The organism is Proteus sp. PR00224 (genome assembly GCF_016238105.1).
Classification (GTDB): Bacteria; Pseudomonadota; Gammaproteobacteria; order Enterobacterales; family Enterobacteriaceae; genus Proteus.
The window spans coordinates 39,464-54,405 of record NZ_JAEHQU010000004.1 but is presented as its reverse complement, the minus strand read 5'-3'; the positions used below and the strand labels follow the sequence as shown (position 1 = coordinate 54,405).

The following is a 14,942-nucleotide window of genomic DNA, read 5'->3' as shown; positions in this document are numbered from 1 at the left end:
ATGAGCGACGACCAATCTTCGAGTAACGATAACCCTGGTCCTAAGAAAGGGTTTCTCACACTGCTTAATCAGTGGTTCCACGGTGAACCTAAAAACCGTGATGATCTGATGGAGCTTATCCGCGATTCTGAACAGAAAGAATTAATTGATCCCGACACCCGCGACATGCTTGAAGGGGTAATGGATATTGCTGAACAACGCGTTCGGGACATAATGATCCCTCGCTCGCAAATTGTCACACTAAAACGCAATCAAACCCTTGATGAGTGTTTAGATGTGATTATTGATTCAGCACATTCTCGTTTCCCAGTCATTAGCGAGGACAAAGATCATATTGAAGGCTTATTAATGGCAAAAGATCTACTGCCATTTATGCGTACCGACGCAGAGCCATTTAGTATGGATAAAGTCTTACGCTCTGCTGTTGTTGTGCCTGAAAGCAAACGGGTTGATCGCCTATTAAAAGAGTTCCGCTCTCAACGCTATCATATGGCGATTGTGATCGATGAATTTGGAGGCGTATCTGGACTCGTCACAATTGAGGATATTCTTGAACTTATCGTAGGCGAAATTGAAGATGAGTATGATGATGAGGATGATATTGATATTCGTCCATTAAGTCGTCACGCTTACTCAGTTCGAGCTTTAACCCAGATAGAAGATTTCAATGAAGCGTTCGGTACGCATTTCAGCGATGAAGAAGTTGATACGATTGGCGGTTTAGTCATGCAAGCCTTTGGTCACCTTCCTGCTCGTGGTGAAACTATTACCATTGATAATTACCAATTTAAAGTTGTTATGGCAGATAGCCGTAAGATCATTCAGGTTTATGTGCATATCCCCGATGATGCGCCAATCCCTGAACTAGGTAATGATGCATAGGATATCAATGAATAAGATCTCTTTCTTAAACCGCCAGTGGGTTCGCGCCCTTCTGGCGGTTTTTTTCGGTGCCATTGGCACATTAGCATTTTCGCCATTTGATTTTTGGCCTGCGGCGTTAATTTCACTACTTGGCTTATTACTGATAATCACTCACCGCACAACTCGTCAAGGCGCATTCCTTGGTTTTGCTTGGGGATTTGGGTTATTTGGTAGTGGCGTAAATTGGGTTTACGTCAGTATCGCTGATTTTGGTGGTATGCCGTTTGCGATAAATATCTTTTTAGTGATTTTATTAGCACTCTATTTATCACTCTACACGCTATTATTTGCAGGATTACTGAATAAGTTTTTTCCAAAACCAACGCTCTGGCGGTTTGTATTTGCAGCTCCTGCATTATGGCAAATCACTGAATTCTTAAGAGGTTGGGTGTTATCAGGTTTCCCTTGGTTGCAGTTTGGTTATAGCCAGATTGATGGCCCATTAAAAGGTATTGCACCTATTTTTGGTGTTACCATGATAACGCTACTCCTAACCATTATCAGTGGATTAATTGCGTTTGCACTCTATCGCAAATCGATTTATAGCGTCGTGGTTGCACTGCTTTTATTAGTATTACCTATCAGCTTTAAGTCCTATCAGTGGTATCAACCTTTGCCTGATGAAACGCAAGAAATTGCATTAGTCCAAGGTAATATTGCACAATCGTTAAAATGGGAACCAGGTACATTAGAGAGCACATTAAAAACCTATCTCACCTTAAGTCGCCCTTTTATTGGTAATGCAAATCTCATTATTTGGCCTGAATCTGCGATCCCTGATGTTGAAATTCAACAGCAAGGTTTTTTAGCAGAATTAGATAAGCAATTAAGAGAGCAAGATACCCATTTAATGACGGGAATTATTGATGCTCGACCGACATTAGAAGGTTATCGTTTCTACAATAGTGTCATCACATTAGGTGAACACTATGCTTATCAATACCCAGCAACAGATCGCTATAACAAACATCACCTTGTTCCTTTTGGTGAATATGTACCATTAGAATCGCTATTACGCCCACTTGCGCCTTTCTTTAATTTACCGATGTCATCATTAAGCCAAGGTGAATATGTACAGCCTCAGCTCACTGTCAATGATGCCAAAATAACCGCAGCTATTTGTTACGAAATTATTTTAGGTGAACAAGTCCGCGCTAATTTTAAACCCGATACACGATTCTTATTAACGATTTCTAATGATGCGTGGTTTGGTAATTCAATCGGCCCTTGGCAACATTTTCAAATGGCAAGAATGCGCTCTTTAGAGTTAGGAAGACCATTATTACGCTCAACGAATAACGGTATTACCGCCTTTATTGCAGCCAATGGTGATGTTATTTCTCAACTTCCTCAGTTTGAAGAAGGTGCTTTAGCAGAAAAAATCACACCAACAACTGGGTTAACCCCTTATTACAAGTGGGGTAATACACCATTGTGGATAATGGTTGGATTATTTTTTATCATCGCCTTTATTAAACGGCGAGTTGAGTAAAGCAAAATAAAATAACGGAATTCAATATAATAATGAATTCCGTTATTTTTAATCGATTAAAGCTTAAAATGATTGCTTGTATACCGTTCAAAGGCCAGCCCACCATAAACGTAGTTTTAATCCCCACGAAGATGACCAACCGCTCGTAAAGCCTACCATTTCCCCTTTATAAACAATAACAAATGAAGGTGTTGCACTAATTTCCCACTGCTGAGAAATCTCTCCTCGGCTATCATTTATTACAGGAAAGACCAATCCTTTAGACTGAATACCGCGTTCTAACTTTGCGTTATCACCAGAACGGATCGCAACAGATGTCACGTTATAGCCATCTAGTGCTAACGAATTTACTGAGGGAGTTGTGAGTTTACAAACTCCACACCAAGTTGCCCAAAAATAGATTAACAAAGGCTTTTCAGCACTCAATTCAGCTAAAGAAACAACTTTATTATCAACAGTATATAGCTCAGGCAAATTCGTTAAGGCTGGTGGCGTAGGTTGACGCCACCAATCCATTGCAAAAGAAGCTAAAACGAAAATGACAATCAGAACAATCAGTTCTTTACTCCACTTTCGTAAGCGACTACGCATTATTTTTTCACTTTAGCCAGTTGTTCTTTAACAATCACTTCTAGCTGAGCGTAATCAACAGCACCAGGGATAACCATATCGCCAATAACCGTTGCAGGTGTACCTTGAATACCTAACTTACGAGAAAGATCTAAGTTGTTTTGTAACACTTTTAGGCTTTCATCGGTTAATTTCACTTTGCTTGTATTGGTTGTTTTCATTGCATCATCAATACTTGCGTTATCGAGCATTGTTTTCTTTTGCATTAAACGTTGGTGTAATGCTAAGAATGCTTTCGGATCTTCTTTCCAAACTGAAAGCACAGCTTGAGAGGCTTTTGCAGAACTTTCACCTTTAAATGGCAGTGGTTTAATAACCACGGCAACTTCAGGATAATCTTTTGTGATTTGTTCTAATAATGGGTCGAAGCGTTTGCAATAAGGACAGTTATAATCAGTAAAAGAAACCAACACTAACTTAGCGTCTTTGGCACCAATACGAGGGCTTGCTGCATCGTTATATAATGCGTCATGCTCTGCTTTTAATGCAGTACGGAATTGAGCTTGTTGCTCATCTGCTTTTTGCGCTTGTAATGCTGTGATAGCTTCTTCCAAAATTTCTGGATTTTTAATTAACGTATCACGAACCAGCGCGCGAACTTCTTTTTCCTGATCCGCACTTAACGCTGCTGCTTGTACATTTGCACCAAAAAGTAACGAAGAGATAACCAGTGCAGAAAGTGTTTTTTTCATTATTGGGCTCCTTTAGCCTCAGAAAGAACTGTCAATGTTGAATCTTTATTTAAAATAGGAGGTAAAACCACGCCATCTTTATGGCAAGGTCCATAAACTTGGTTAAAAGGTACTGCAACTTGACCACGTTGTTTTAAAAATTGAGTGATCTTATCGGAGGGTTTAGTCCAATCCCCTCTTAATGCAACAATATCTGGCGCAGAAAGTGCAGTTTGGATCTCTTCTCGCAATAATACATTGTATTTGTTTGCTTTGCAGGTTACACACCAATCTGCTGTTACATCAACAAATACGCGTTTATTTTCTGCTAATGCTTGGTGTATCGCTTCTTCTGATAAAGGTTGCCAATTTATCGTATCTTGACCCGCAAGTGTTTGGCTTGCTGGTTGCTCCACAAATAGATAGGTGCTTCCCCCTAAAAGGAAGGCTACCACGGTAGAAATCAATAATACTTTTTTGCCATAATGTTTTGCGATAGCAAACAATAACAACAGCCCAATAATAACAAAAATACCTGCAACTATTGGCATTCCTAAGTGAGGGATCAAGAGCGTTATTAGCCAAATACTCGACAACAGCATCATAAAGCCCAAAACAACTCTTAGGCGATTCATCCATTTACCTGGTTTTGGTAGTGCTTTGGCGATAGATGGAAATATTGCCACTAAGATCCAAGGCAAACTCATTCCAATTCCTAGGGCAGTAAAAATAAGCCATAGTTCATTTAGAGGCGCTATAAGTGCATAAGCGACTGCGGTTCCTAAAAACGGTGCTGAGCAAGGTGTCGCGAGTAAGGTTGCAAATGCACCTTCCCAAAAGTGTCGGCTATATCCTTGTCCACCCGCTGTTGCCATTTTAGTATTCATATTGCTACTTAAACGCAGTTCAAATAATCCGAATAGATTTGCGGTAAAAATAGCGGTAACTAATACCATAAAGCCAATAAACCAAGGACTTTGGAATTGGATCCCCCAACCTAAAGCTTCTTGGCTATAACGTAAGCCTGTCATAAACAGAGCTAGCGCCCAAAATGAGACTAAAATACCTAAAACAGAAACAGAAAATTGCTTGCGAATAACGCCTTTATCACGATTTTCGAGATGTAAAATTGATCCCATTTTCATCGCAAGTACGGGTAATACGCAGGGCATTAAATTCAGAATTAAGCCGCCCAATAGTGCAAAAGCAAGAATACCCCAAAGCCCAATACCTGAATTAGAAGATGGAGCAGTCTCCTCTTTTCCATGCCCTATTATGTCATTAACTTGGCGAGAGAAATCTTGGTCAGTAATAACAAAAGAAAGTACCTTACCTGAGATATTACCAGCAGCATCCCCCCAATCATCTGTCACATCAACCGTGACAAATAAGTTTTTATCTTGATGCTTTAATTTTGGAATACCGTAAAGCATACCTTCAGGAGGATCGAGATAAATATTAGGTTTAACCCAAGCACCTTGCTCTTTTTGTAAAGAGATAGTGAGTTGGCTATTGTTATAACCAGAAGAAACTGATGATATTAATCCCGTTCCAACAGGAATTTTGGCCATTGCCTGATTATATTGCCATTCAAAATCAGCAGGCACAGGTTCGGTAAGATCTAAATCTAAAGTGTAGTCAGTCAGAATGCAGACATTACTACATGTTGATAAAGTTAAAACCCCTGTTAAACGATCAGCGTGAACAGGAGATAACTCAATGGGGAAAATAACTTGTTTATCATAACCTTGTGTGTGAATACCTGCTACATCAAAAGCTGAAGGCGAAGGCCAATGCCAAATCATTGCATTTACATCTTGCGACCAATTAATTTCAGGGGCAACACCACCTTCTCCTGGAGAACGCCAATACGTTTTCCATCCAGACTCAAGCTGTACTTCAAGTAAAACTTTCACATCACCTGTTGGGAACTTTTGTGCTGTCGCCCTAACTTGTGCATGAGAATTATCAGGCGTGGTTAACCAGCCTGTATCTGCTGCTTGAGAAGTAGATAAAGTAAATAGCGTTAATATCAACGCCATAACAAAAGAACGAAACATAACAACTCCCTAAAAATTCCTACAACGCTACACATAGAGCCACGTCCAAAATAGACGAGCAATCTTTTAGCTAAAAGGAAATTTCTAATCCCTCAAAATACAATAATGAAGGTGAAGTCTGATTGGTGGAGGTGGATGATGGTGTTTTTTCTGATTACGCTGACGCGATACATAGATAGCAGCCATGCTTAACAATAGTAATACAACCCATGAATGGAAAAATGGCTCTATTGTTAATGGAGGAACAGATAATAATGATTTGGCGCTTAATTCACAGGTAGATAATGAAAAAGTGTGCTCTGTTACGCTATTCTCATCAGCAATTGGTGTTGATAGTGGGTATTGTGTTTGAGCAACAGCTGTTGCTAAGCGCTCACTAATGATGTGGGCACCTAATGAACGCTGAACAATGCAACACAAGATCAGCAAAACTGTTATCACCACTAGCCAGCGACCTGACCGCCAATTACTCATAGATGTTCCTCATCAATATGACTCGCTATCTTAACGGTAATCCACAGACAAACAACTCCTTAAGACAAACTTTACAAATCCCTACTTAGTTTATTTTTCGCATCATCTCAAATTTTCATCTTTAACCTTTATTTCTATAAGGTTTCTACTACAATAATTTTAAATATTGAAAACAACTTCCAAAAAAATAATCAACTACATTTGATTTCATTCTTTTATTGGGAGATACCTCTCGTATTTCACAAATTGCACTTCCCAACAGTATGTTATTTGTTCTATCTATTAACATTATCAAAACAAATTAAAACAAAAAAGCAACACAAAGCAAAACACCAATATCACTTATCACCACGACAGGAGTTATTATGCGCATGCGTAAACTAGCATTATCATTAATGATCTTAGGGGCGGCAGGAGCAGTACAGGCAGAAGAACTCACTGGAACCTTAAAGAAAATCAATGACAACGATATTATTATTGTTGGGCACAGAGAATCCTCTGTTCCTTTCTCTTACTATGATAATCAACAGAAAGTCGTTGGCTATTCGCAAGACTATTCCAACCTAATTGTGCAGGCTGTAAAAGACAAAATAGGCAAACCAAACTTACAAGTTCGCCTCATTCCTATTACGTCTCAGAATCGTATTCCATTATTACAAAATGGTACATTTGATTTTGAGTGTGGCTCAACAACCAACAATGAAGCTCGTCAGCAACAAGCTGGTTTCTCTAATACTATTTTCATCGTAGGTACACGTTTACTGGCGAAAAAAGACAGTGGAATTAAAGATTTTGCTGACTTGTCAGGTAAAAACGTTGTCGTAACATCAGGAACAACGTCTGAAATGTTACTCAACAAATTAAATGATGAGAAAAAGATGAATATGCGCATTATCAGCGCAAAAGATCATGGAGACTCATTCCGTACACTTGAATCAGGTCGTGCTGTTGCCTTTATGATGGATGACGCATTACTGGCTGGTGAGCGTGCTAAAGCGAAAAAACCAGGTGAGTGGGAAATTGTAGGAACCCCGCAATCTGAAGAAGCTTATGGTTGTATGTTGCGTAAAGATGATGCTCAATTCAAAGCACTAATTGATGAAACTATCGCTCAAGCACAAAAATCGGGTGAAGCAGAAAAATCGTTCAATCGCTGGTTTAATGCACCGATCCCACCTAAAAACCTTAACTTAGAATTCACCATCTCTGATGAAATGAAAGCATTATTTGCATCACCAAATGATAAAGCATTGAATTAAAAACACATAAGTAATTGATGCAAAATAAATAATTATAAAGTATCTGTTGGACAGACAGATCAGTGAAGTTTGGGGCAGCCGTTCCCTGCCCCTCTTTTTTCACCGGAGGTGAAATCATGTCGATTGATTGGGATTGGGGGATATTCTTCCAAGAAGCCCCTTTCGGAAACACCACATACTTAGGATGGCTGATTTCTGGCTTTCAAGTCACCATTGCCTTATCTTTATGCGCTTGGATTATTGCCTTTCTTGTCGGTTCTTTATTCGGAATTTTACGCACAGTACCTAATCGCTGGCTTTCAAGCTTAGGCACTGTTTATGTTGAGTTATTTCGTAACGTACCACTTATTGTTCAATTCTTTACGTGGTATTTAGTTATTCCTGAACTCTTGCCTCAATCTATTGGCGACTGGTTTAAAATGGACTTAGCGCCCAATGTGCAATTTTTTGTTTCATCAGCACTCTGCTTAGGTTTATTTACCGCCGCGCGTATGTGTGAACAAGTTAGAGCCGCAATAAACTCATTACCCCGCGGACAAAAAGCCGCAGGTTTAGCATTGGGCTTAACTTTACCTCAAACTTATCGTTATGTTTTATTACCCAATGCATACCGAGTCATTATTCCACCAATGACATCCGAAATGCTCAATCTCGTGAAAAACTCAGCGATTGCCTCTACTATCGGACTTATTGATATGGCGGCACAAGCAAATAAACTCCTCGACTATTCCGCGAAAGCGTATGAGTCATTCACAGCAATCACTCTGGCCTATGTATTTATCAATGTCATCATTATGCTAATAATGCATTGGCTTGAAAAACGCGTTCGCTTACCCGGCACAACAGGAGGTCAATAATGTACGAATTTGACTGGAGTTCTGTTGTTCCAAGCCTACCATTTTTAGTCGATGGAATGGCTATCACACTAAAAATCACTATCACTGCTATTGTGGTCGGTATTTTATGGGGAACGGTGCTTGCCGTTATGCGCCTATCTACCTTTAAGCCTATTAGCTGGTTTGCAGCCGCTTACGTTAATACCTTCCGTTCTATCCCATTAGTCATGGTATTGCTGTGGTTTTATTTAATTGTGCCTAACATATTACAAAATGTTCTAGGACTTTCACCTAAAAGTGATATCCGTTTAATTTCAGCAATGATAGCGTTCTCTTTATTTGAAGCGGCCTATTACTCTGAAATTATAAGAGCAGGTATTCAAAGTGTTAGCAAAGGACAATTTTCAGCCTCACTCGCGTTAGGTATGACCAAATCACAAACCATGCGTTTAGTGATCCTACCTCAAGCCTTTCGAGCCATGATCCCGCTTTTACTGACTCAAGGAATTGTATTATTCCAAGATACATCCTTGGTTTACGTTTTAAGTCTTACTGACTTTTTCAGAACAGCGGCAAATATTGGAGAACGAGATGGTACACAAGTTGAAATGATCCTCTTTGCTGGTTTTGTTTATTTTGTCATTAGCTTCGCTGCTTCGATGTTAGTAAACTTTCTTAAAAAAAGGACTACCTAGATGATTTCCCTAAAAGACGTATCCAAATGGTATGGTCAGTTTCAAGTACTGACTGAATGTTCCACTGAAGTTAAAAAGGGAGAAGTTGTTGTTGTCTGTGGACCTTCTGGATCAGGTAAATCAACACTGATCAAAACAGTGAATGGCTTAGAGCCGATACAACAAGGCGAGATCTTTGTTAATGAAATCAAAGTAAATGACAAGCATACTGATCTTGCTAAATTACGAGCAAAAGTGGGTATGGTTTTCCAACATTTTGAACTATTCCCTCACCTCTCTATTATTGAAAATCTTACACTGGCACAAGTTAAAGTGCTTAATAGAGAGAAAGGTGCCGCAAAAGAGAAAGGATTAAAGCTATTAGAGCGAGTAGGATTAGCAAGCCATGCTAACAAATATCCAGCTCAGCTTTCTGGTGGCCAACAACAACGTGTCGCCATCGCTCGCGCATTATGCATGGATCCTATTGCAATGTTATTTGATGAACCTACATCAGCACTTGATCCTGAAATGATTAATGAAGTACTTGATGTAATGGTAGAGCTTGCAAATGAAGGTATGACAATGATGGTAGTGACCCATGAAATGGGTTTTGCTAAAAAAGTTGCTGACCGTATTATTTTTATGGATGAAGGTCGAATTGTGGAAGATAGACCTAAAAATGACTTTTTTGATAATCCAAAATCAGCGCGAGCAAAAGATTTCCTCGCTAAAATTCTACACTAACCCCCACATCTCCTCTGCTGGCGTGCTTTTTTAGCACGTCAGCCCCAAATAATAATTTCGATTAACCTCGCAACTAAATATCAAATAATCTTCTTTTTTCGCAATATTCCTATTATTTTTTCAGAAAATACGCATTTATTGTCTTTTTGCTCTAACTCTTTCCAAGATATCTCGCAATTGTCTTGAAAAAGTTATGCAAACAGTGGCTTTCATTGAGATCAATAGTTGTGGCTATTAGACAAAATCAGCTATGCTATGCAAGTCTTAATTTCATAATAGCGGTTACCCTCCGGTAGCCATTAATTCACCATAGGATTATCGGTGCCATGCAAGAACAATATCGTCCCGAAGATATAGAGCAAACTATCCAGGAACACTGGGAAAAGAACAATACATTTAAAGTGACAGAAGATAATAACAAAGAAAAATATTACTGCCTGTCAATGCTACCTTATCCTTCTGGCCGACTACACATGGGACACGTCCGTAACTACACCATTGGTGACGTGATTTCCCGTTATCAACGTATGCTAGGTAAAAACGTCTTACAGCCTATTGGTTGGGATGCGTTTGGCTTACCAGCAGAAGGTGCCGCAGTAAAAAATAAAACCGCCCCTGCACCATGGACTTACGAAAACATCAATTACATGAAAAACCAGTTAAAAAAACTGGGTTTTGGTTACGATTGGGATCGTGAAGTCACTACCTGTACACCAGAATATTATCGCTGGGAACAGTGGTTTTTTACTAAGTTATATGAAAAAGGCTTAGTTTATAAAAAGACCTCTGCTGTTAACTGGTGCCCACACGACTTAACAGTTTTAGCCAACGAACAAGTTATCGATGGCTGCTGCTGGCGTTGTGATACCCCTGTTGAGCGTAAAGAAATTCCACAGTGGTTTATCAAAATTACCGAGTATGCCGAAGAGCTGTTAAACGATTTAGATACGTTAGATGAGTGGCCTGAACAAGTTAAGACCATGCAACGTAACTGGATTGGTCGCTCTGAAGGTGTCGAAATTAAATTTGATGTTGCTGACAGCAACGACACAATGACCGTTTATACAACGCGTCCAGATACATTTATGGGTGTCACTTATGTTGCAGTTGCAGCAGGTCACCCATTAGCGCAAAAAGCTGCTCAAAATAATCCTGAAATTCAACAATTCATTGATGAATGCCGTAACATGAAAATGGCAGAAGCCGATATGGCAACAATGGAGAAAAAAGGGATTGCAACAGGTCTTTACGCTATTCACCCATTAACTAAAGAAAAAGTCGCTATTTGGGTTGCTAACTTTGTCTTAATGGAATACGGCACGGGTGCTGTAATGGCGGTTCCAGGTCATGATGAACGTGACTGGGAATTTGCAACTAAATACAATTTACCAATTAAAGCTGTTATTGCAGATGCTGAAGGTAACCAACCAGATGTCTCTGCCTGTGTATTCACTGAAAGAAATAGCCTGATTAACTCTGGTGAATTCACAGGTCTTGATAACCAAGCTGGCTTTAACGCTATTGCTGATAAACTGGCACAAATGGGTGTTGGTGAGCGCAAAGTTAACTACCGTTTACGTGACTGGGGTGTTTCTCGTCAACGTTACTGGGGTGCGCCAATTCCAATGGCGACTTTGGAAGACGGCACTGTTGTTCCTGTTCCTGAAGATCAACTGCCAGTTATCCTGCCAGAAGATGTCAAAATGGACGGGATCACTAGCCCAATCAAAGCAGATCCTGATTGGGCAAAAACCACAATTAATGGTCAACCTGCGCTGCGTGAAACGGATACTTTTGACACCTTTATGGAATCTTCTTGGTATTACGCTCGTTATACCTGCCCTGATTACGATAAAGGCATGTTAGATCCTAAAGCAGCTAACTATTGGTTACCTGTTGACTGGTATATTGGTGGTATTGAACACGCCATCATGCACTTAATGTATTTCCGCTTCTTCCATAAACTGATGCGTGATGCCGGTTTAGTAAACTCGGATGAACCAGCAAAACGCTTACTGTGCCAAGGCATGGTATTAGCGGATGCGTTCTATCACACTGGTGAAGATGGTGCTCGCCATTGGGTATCTCCTGCTGAAGCGATTGTTGAACGTGATGAGAAAAATCGCATCATTAAAGCGACTGACAGCGAAGGTCATGAATTGACTTATGCTGGCATGAGCAAAATGTCTAAATCTAAAAATAACGGTATCGACCCACAAACTATGGTTGAACGTTATGGTGCAGATACCGTTCGTTTATTTATGATGTTTGCTGCTCCACCAGAATTAACACTGGAATGGCAAGAATCTAGCGTTGAAGGTGCAAACCGTTTCTTACGTCGTTTATGGCGTTTAGTTCACGAGCACACTCAAAAAGGAGCGACACAGTCTCTTGATCTTTCTACACTGACAGAAGAACAAAAAGATTTACGTCGTGACTTACATAAAACGATTGCGAAAGTATCTGATGACGTAGGTCGTCGTTTAGCCTTTAACACCGCGATTGCTGCCATTATGGAGTTAATGAATAAATTAACTCGTGCAACACAAGAAACAGAACAAGATCGTGCATTAATGCAAGAAGCATTAGAAGCGATTGTTCGTATGCTTTCTCCAATCATTCCTCATGCATGTTTTGTTATGTGGCAAGCATTAGGTGGCAAAGAAGACGTTGATGTTGCGCCATGGCCTGTTGCTGATGAAGAAGCCATGATTGATGACACTAAACTGATTATCGTTCAAGTGAATGGTAAAGTTCGTGGTCGTGTTACTGTTCCGGCTAATTCAGAAAAAGAATATGTTCAGGAAATGGCGACAAAAGAGTACAGTGTTGCAAAATACTTGGAAGATGTGGCTATTCGTAAAGTCATCTATGTTCCAGGCAAATTACTGAACATCGTTGTTGGCTGATAAGGAGGCCTAGTGCGATATCTATTTTCGCTATTTTTCGGTTTGGCGGTGTTAATCACCGCTGGCTGTGGTTTTCACCTTCAAGGTAAAACTCAGGTTCCAGCAGAATTAAAAACGCTTTATCTTAGCTCTGGTGACCCTTATGGCCCATTATCTCGAGTAATGCGTCAACAACTTAGACTTAGTGGTGTTCAGCTTGTTGAGGATCCAACAGCCAATATCCCTATTCTTAAAATTGTCGGCTCATCAGAAAGTAAAGAAACCGTATCTGTGTATCAAGACGGTAAATCAGCAGAACGTCAGTTAACATTTGTGCTTGATGCGCAAGTGATTATGCCTGATGGTACGATTTACCCAATTTCATCACAGGTTTCACGCCCATTCTTCGATAACCCATTAGAAGCATTAGCGAAAGATGCTGAAAATGACATTATCAAGCAAGAGATGCGTGAACAAGCGACAGCAATATTAGTGCGTAAATTATTGGTTGTTCACAACGCTGAACGCCAAAAAGCCGTACAAGCTGAGCAGGCAAAACAGATAATCTCACCAGCCAAATGATCCGCTTATATCCAGAACAACTGAATGCGCAGCTCCAAGAGGGGCTGCGCCAAAGTTACCTACTCTGGGGTAATGAACCTCTATTACTCCAAGAGTCTCAAGATGCTATTCAATCCGTCGCTAAATCCCAAGGATTTATCGAGCATTATCAATTTACCCTTGATAATAATACAGACTGGAATGAAATTTACTCGCTTTGTCAATCGCTAAGCCTTTTTTCTCAAAGACAATCTCTTTTACTGCATTTACCTGAAAATGGCCCCAATGCAGCGATGTCAGAGAAACTCACTCGCCTATCTCAAGAATTGCATCAAGATTTATTGTTGATTTTACGTGGCAATAAACTCACAAAAGCGCAAGAAAACAGTGAATGGTTTAAAACATTAAGCCAACATGGAACCTATGTTTCTTGTCTGACACCTGAGCTTGATAAATTACCTACTTGGGTTGCGCGTCGAGCAAAACAAAAAGGGTTAGCGCTGGATGAACAAGGTAATCAATTACTTTGCTACTGTTATGAAGGAAATTTACTAGCACTAGCACAAGCCATCGAGCGCCTTTCGCTGTTGTACCCTGACGGTAAATTAACGCTCCCAAGAGTCGAAGCGGCGGTCAATGACGCGTCACATTTTACCCCTTATCACTGGGTTGATGCATTACTTGCAGGGAAAACACAACGAGCATGGCATATATTGCAACAACTCAAAAGAGAAGACTCTGAACCTGTTATTTTACTCAGAACTTTACAGCGTGAGTTAATGCAGCTGATTACGCTACATCGTGAATCTAAAACAGCTTCATTAAAAACGATTTTTGATAAACATCGAATTTGGCAAAACCGACGCCCAATATTCACAGCAGCACTACAACGTTTATCTGAACATCAATTGCTGACAGCAATACGATTACTTGCAACAATTGAAATTACTATTAAGCAAGATTACGGACAGACAGTTTGGCCCTCGCTCAGTGCTCTGGGCTTATTACTTTGTGGAAAAGCACTACCAGAAGGATTTGTCAGTCATGCCTAGAACCAATCACTCAACACCTTTAATTAATCAAGCCATCGCTTTATATGGTGGTACATTTGATCCTATTCATTATGGGCATTTGCGTCCTGTTGAAGCACTCTCAGGATTAATTGGTTTAAAAGAAGTGATTTGGTTACCTAACAATATTCCTCCTCATCGCCCTCAACCAGAAGCATCCTCTCAACAACGTCTTGAAATGGTGCGTCTTGCGCTTGAGCCGTATTCCTCCTTTAAAGTGGATACCCGCGAGCTTGAAAAACCAACCCCCTCTTATAGCATCGAGACATTAAGAGACTTCAGACAAGAAATTGGCGAGAAACAACCTTTAGCCTTTATTATTGGTCAAGATTCATTGCTTTCAATAAATACGTGGCACAAATGGGAAAGTTTATTAGACGTGTGTCATTTATTAGTTTGTGCTCGTCCTGGTTATCAAACTCATTTTGAATCAGCGCAAATGCAAGCATGGTTGGAAAAGCACCAAACCAAACAGCAAGAAGATATTCATTGCTTACCCGCAGGTAAAATATTCCTCGCTGACACACCACTTTATAATATTTCAGCGACAGACATTCGAGCTCGCCACAAAGCAGGTTTAGATTGCCACGATTTGCTACCCAACTCCGTTGAAAACTATATTCGCCAACAACAACTTTATAAATAACGTATTCTTT

The 14,942-nt window shown here is 40.0% G+C and carries 14 protein-coding genes; 10 read left to right on the top strand and 4 right to left on the bottom strand.

Annotated elements, in window-relative coordinates:
* Together corC and lnt are read left to right on the top strand one after the other, a co-directional pair.
* Positions 1 to 882: a CNNM family magnesium/cobalt transport protein CorC gene (gene corC / locus JEP71_RS08855; protein ID WP_023581153.1), complete on the top strand. Its 882-nt coding sequence runs from the start codon at positions 1 to 3 to the stop codon at positions 880 to 882.
* A gap of 7 nt (positions 883 to 889) precedes the next feature.
* Positions 890 to 2,416 carry an apolipoprotein N-acyltransferase gene (gene lnt, locus JEP71_RS08850; protein WP_198620396.1) on the top strand — a complete coding sequence of 509 codons (1,527 nt, stop codon included), beginning with the start codon at positions 890 to 892 and terminating at the stop codon, positions 2,414 to 2,416.
* An 87-nt stretch (positions 2,417 to 2,503) separates the two neighbouring features.
* On the opposite strand, the gene JEP71_RS08845 is transcribed toward lnt, so the two are convergent.
* The 4 genes from JEP71_RS08845 to JEP71_RS08830 all read right to left on the bottom strand — a co-directional run bounded on the left by JEP71_RS08845 (position 2,504) and on the right by JEP71_RS08830 (position 6,251).
* Positions 2,504 to 3,007 (bottom strand): protein disulfide oxidoreductase, encoded by a 504-nt coding sequence (locus JEP71_RS08845; RefSeq protein ID WP_198626109.1) that lies wholly within the window; start codon positions 3,005 to 3,007, stop codon positions 2,504 to 2,506.
* Entirely contained in the window at positions 3,007 to 3,738 is a 732-nt protein-coding gene (locus JEP71_RS08840; RefSeq protein ID WP_198620394.1) for a DsbA family protein, read from the bottom strand. Before JEP71_RS08840 ends, JEP71_RS08845 begins: the two co-directional genes overlap by 1 nt.
* Positions 3,738 to 5,777 (bottom strand): protein-disulfide reductase DsbD family protein, encoded by a 2,040-nt coding sequence (locus JEP71_RS08835; RefSeq protein WP_198626108.1) that lies wholly within the window; start codon positions 5,775 to 5,777, stop codon positions 3,738 to 3,740. Before JEP71_RS08835 ends, JEP71_RS08840 begins: the two co-directional genes overlap by 1 nt.
* Positions 5,778 to 5,861: 84 nt before the next feature.
* Positions 5,862 to 6,251, bottom strand: a complete 390-nt coding sequence (locus JEP71_RS08830) for a metal resistance protein (RefSeq protein ID WP_196534176.1) — start codon at positions 6,249 to 6,251, stop codon at positions 5,862 to 5,864.
* A 365-nt stretch (positions 6,252 to 6,616) separates the two neighbouring features.
* On the opposite strand from JEP71_RS08830, the gene JEP71_RS08825 reads away from it, so the two are divergent.
* The 8 genes from JEP71_RS08825 (at position 6,617) to nadD (ending at position 14,932) form a co-directional block, all read left to right on the top strand.
* A complete protein-coding gene (locus tag JEP71_RS08825; protein ID WP_109374089.1) occupies positions 6,617 to 7,510 on the top strand; it encodes an amino acid ABC transporter substrate-binding protein in 894 nt (297 codons plus the stop codon).
* Positions 7,511 to 7,626: 116 nt separating this feature from the next.
* The gene (locus tag JEP71_RS08820) at positions 7,627 to 8,367 is read left to right on the top strand and encodes an amino acid ABC transporter permease (RefSeq protein ID WP_099075884.1); all 741 of its coding nucleotides are present in this window, start codon (positions 7,627 to 7,629) and stop codon (positions 8,365 to 8,367) included.
* Positions 8,367 to 9,041 carry a glutamate/aspartate ABC transporter permease GltK gene (gene gltK, locus JEP71_RS08815; protein WP_006537724.1) on the top strand — a complete coding sequence of 225 codons (675 nt, stop codon included), beginning with the start codon at positions 8,367 to 8,369 and terminating at the stop codon, positions 9,039 to 9,041. Before JEP71_RS08820 ends, gltK begins: the two co-directional genes overlap by 1 nt.
* The gene (locus JEP71_RS08810) at positions 9,042 to 9,767 is read left to right on the top strand and encodes an amino acid ABC transporter ATP-binding protein (protein ID WP_109374086.1); all 726 of its coding nucleotides are present in this window, start codon (positions 9,042 to 9,044) and stop codon (positions 9,765 to 9,767) included.
* Positions 9,768 to 10,093: 326 nt separating this feature from the next.
* Positions 10,094 to 12,676, top strand: a complete 2,583-nt coding sequence (leuS, locus tag JEP71_RS08805; protein ID WP_198626107.1) for a leucine--tRNA ligase — start codon at positions 10,094 to 10,096, stop codon at positions 12,674 to 12,676.
* A 12-nt stretch (positions 12,677 to 12,688) separates the two neighbouring features.
* Positions 12,689 to 13,237 carry an LPS assembly lipoprotein LptE gene (gene lptE, locus JEP71_RS08800; protein ID WP_198620390.1) on the top strand — a complete coding sequence of 183 codons (549 nt, stop codon included), beginning with the start codon at positions 12,689 to 12,691 and terminating at the stop codon, positions 13,235 to 13,237.
* The gene (gene holA, locus JEP71_RS08795; RefSeq protein WP_198620389.1) at positions 13,234 to 14,268 is read left to right on the top strand and encodes a DNA polymerase III subunit delta; all 1,035 of its coding nucleotides are present in this window, start codon (positions 13,234 to 13,236) and stop codon (positions 14,266 to 14,268) included. The genes lptE and holA overlap by 4 nt, the downstream gene beginning before the upstream one ends.
* On the top strand, positions 14,261 to 14,932 hold the full coding sequence (gene nadD, locus JEP71_RS08790; protein ID WP_198626106.1) for a nicotinate-nucleotide adenylyltransferase: 672 nt from the start codon (positions 14,261 to 14,263) through the stop codon (positions 14,930 to 14,932). The genes holA and nadD overlap by 8 nt, the downstream gene beginning before the upstream one ends.
* Positions 14,933 to 14,942 lie beyond the last annotated feature (10 nt).

Bases quoted from the DNA above. Each gene is read 5' to 3' on its own strand.
- corC (WP_023581153.1), top strand. From the start codon at position 1: ATGAGCGACGACCAATCTTCGAGTAACGATAACCCTGGTCCTAAGAAA.
- lnt (WP_198620396.1), top strand. From the start codon at position 890: ATGAATAAGATCTCTTTCTTAAACCGCCAGTGGGTTCGCGCCCTTCTG.
- JEP71_RS08845 (WP_198626109.1), bottom strand. From the start codon at position 3,007: ATGCGTAGTCGCTTACGAAAGTGGAGTAAAGAACTGATTGTTCTGATT.
- JEP71_RS08840 (WP_198620394.1), bottom strand. From the start codon at position 3,738: ATGAAAAAAACACTTTCTGCACTGGTTATCTCTTCGTTACTTTTTGGT.
- JEP71_RS08835 (WP_198626108.1), bottom strand. From the start codon at position 5,777: ATGTTTCGTTCTTTTGTTATGGCGTTGATATTAACGCTATTTACTTTA.
- JEP71_RS08830 (WP_196534176.1), bottom strand. From the start codon at position 6,251: ATGAGTAATTGGCGGTCAGGTCGCTGGCTAGTGGTGATAACAGTTTTG.
- JEP71_RS08825 (WP_109374089.1), top strand. From the start codon at position 6,617: ATGCGCATGCGTAAACTAGCATTATCATTAATGATCTTAGGGGCGGCA.
- JEP71_RS08820 (WP_099075884.1), top strand. From the start codon at position 7,627: ATGTCGATTGATTGGGATTGGGGGATATTCTTCCAAGAAGCCCCTTTC.
- gltK (WP_006537724.1), top strand. From the start codon at position 8,367: ATGTACGAATTTGACTGGAGTTCTGTTGTTCCAAGCCTACCATTTTTA.
- JEP71_RS08810 (WP_109374086.1), top strand. From the start codon at position 9,042: ATGATTTCCCTAAAAGACGTATCCAAATGGTATGGTCAGTTTCAAGTA.
- leuS (WP_198626107.1), top strand. From the start codon at position 10,094: ATGCAAGAACAATATCGTCCCGAAGATATAGAGCAAACTATCCAGGAA.
- holA (WP_198620389.1), top strand. From the start codon at position 13,234: ATGATCCGCTTATATCCAGAACAACTGAATGCGCAGCTCCAAGAGGGG.
- nadD (WP_198626106.1), top strand. From the start codon at position 14,261: ATGCCTAGAACCAATCACTCAACACCTTTAATTAATCAAGCCATCGCT.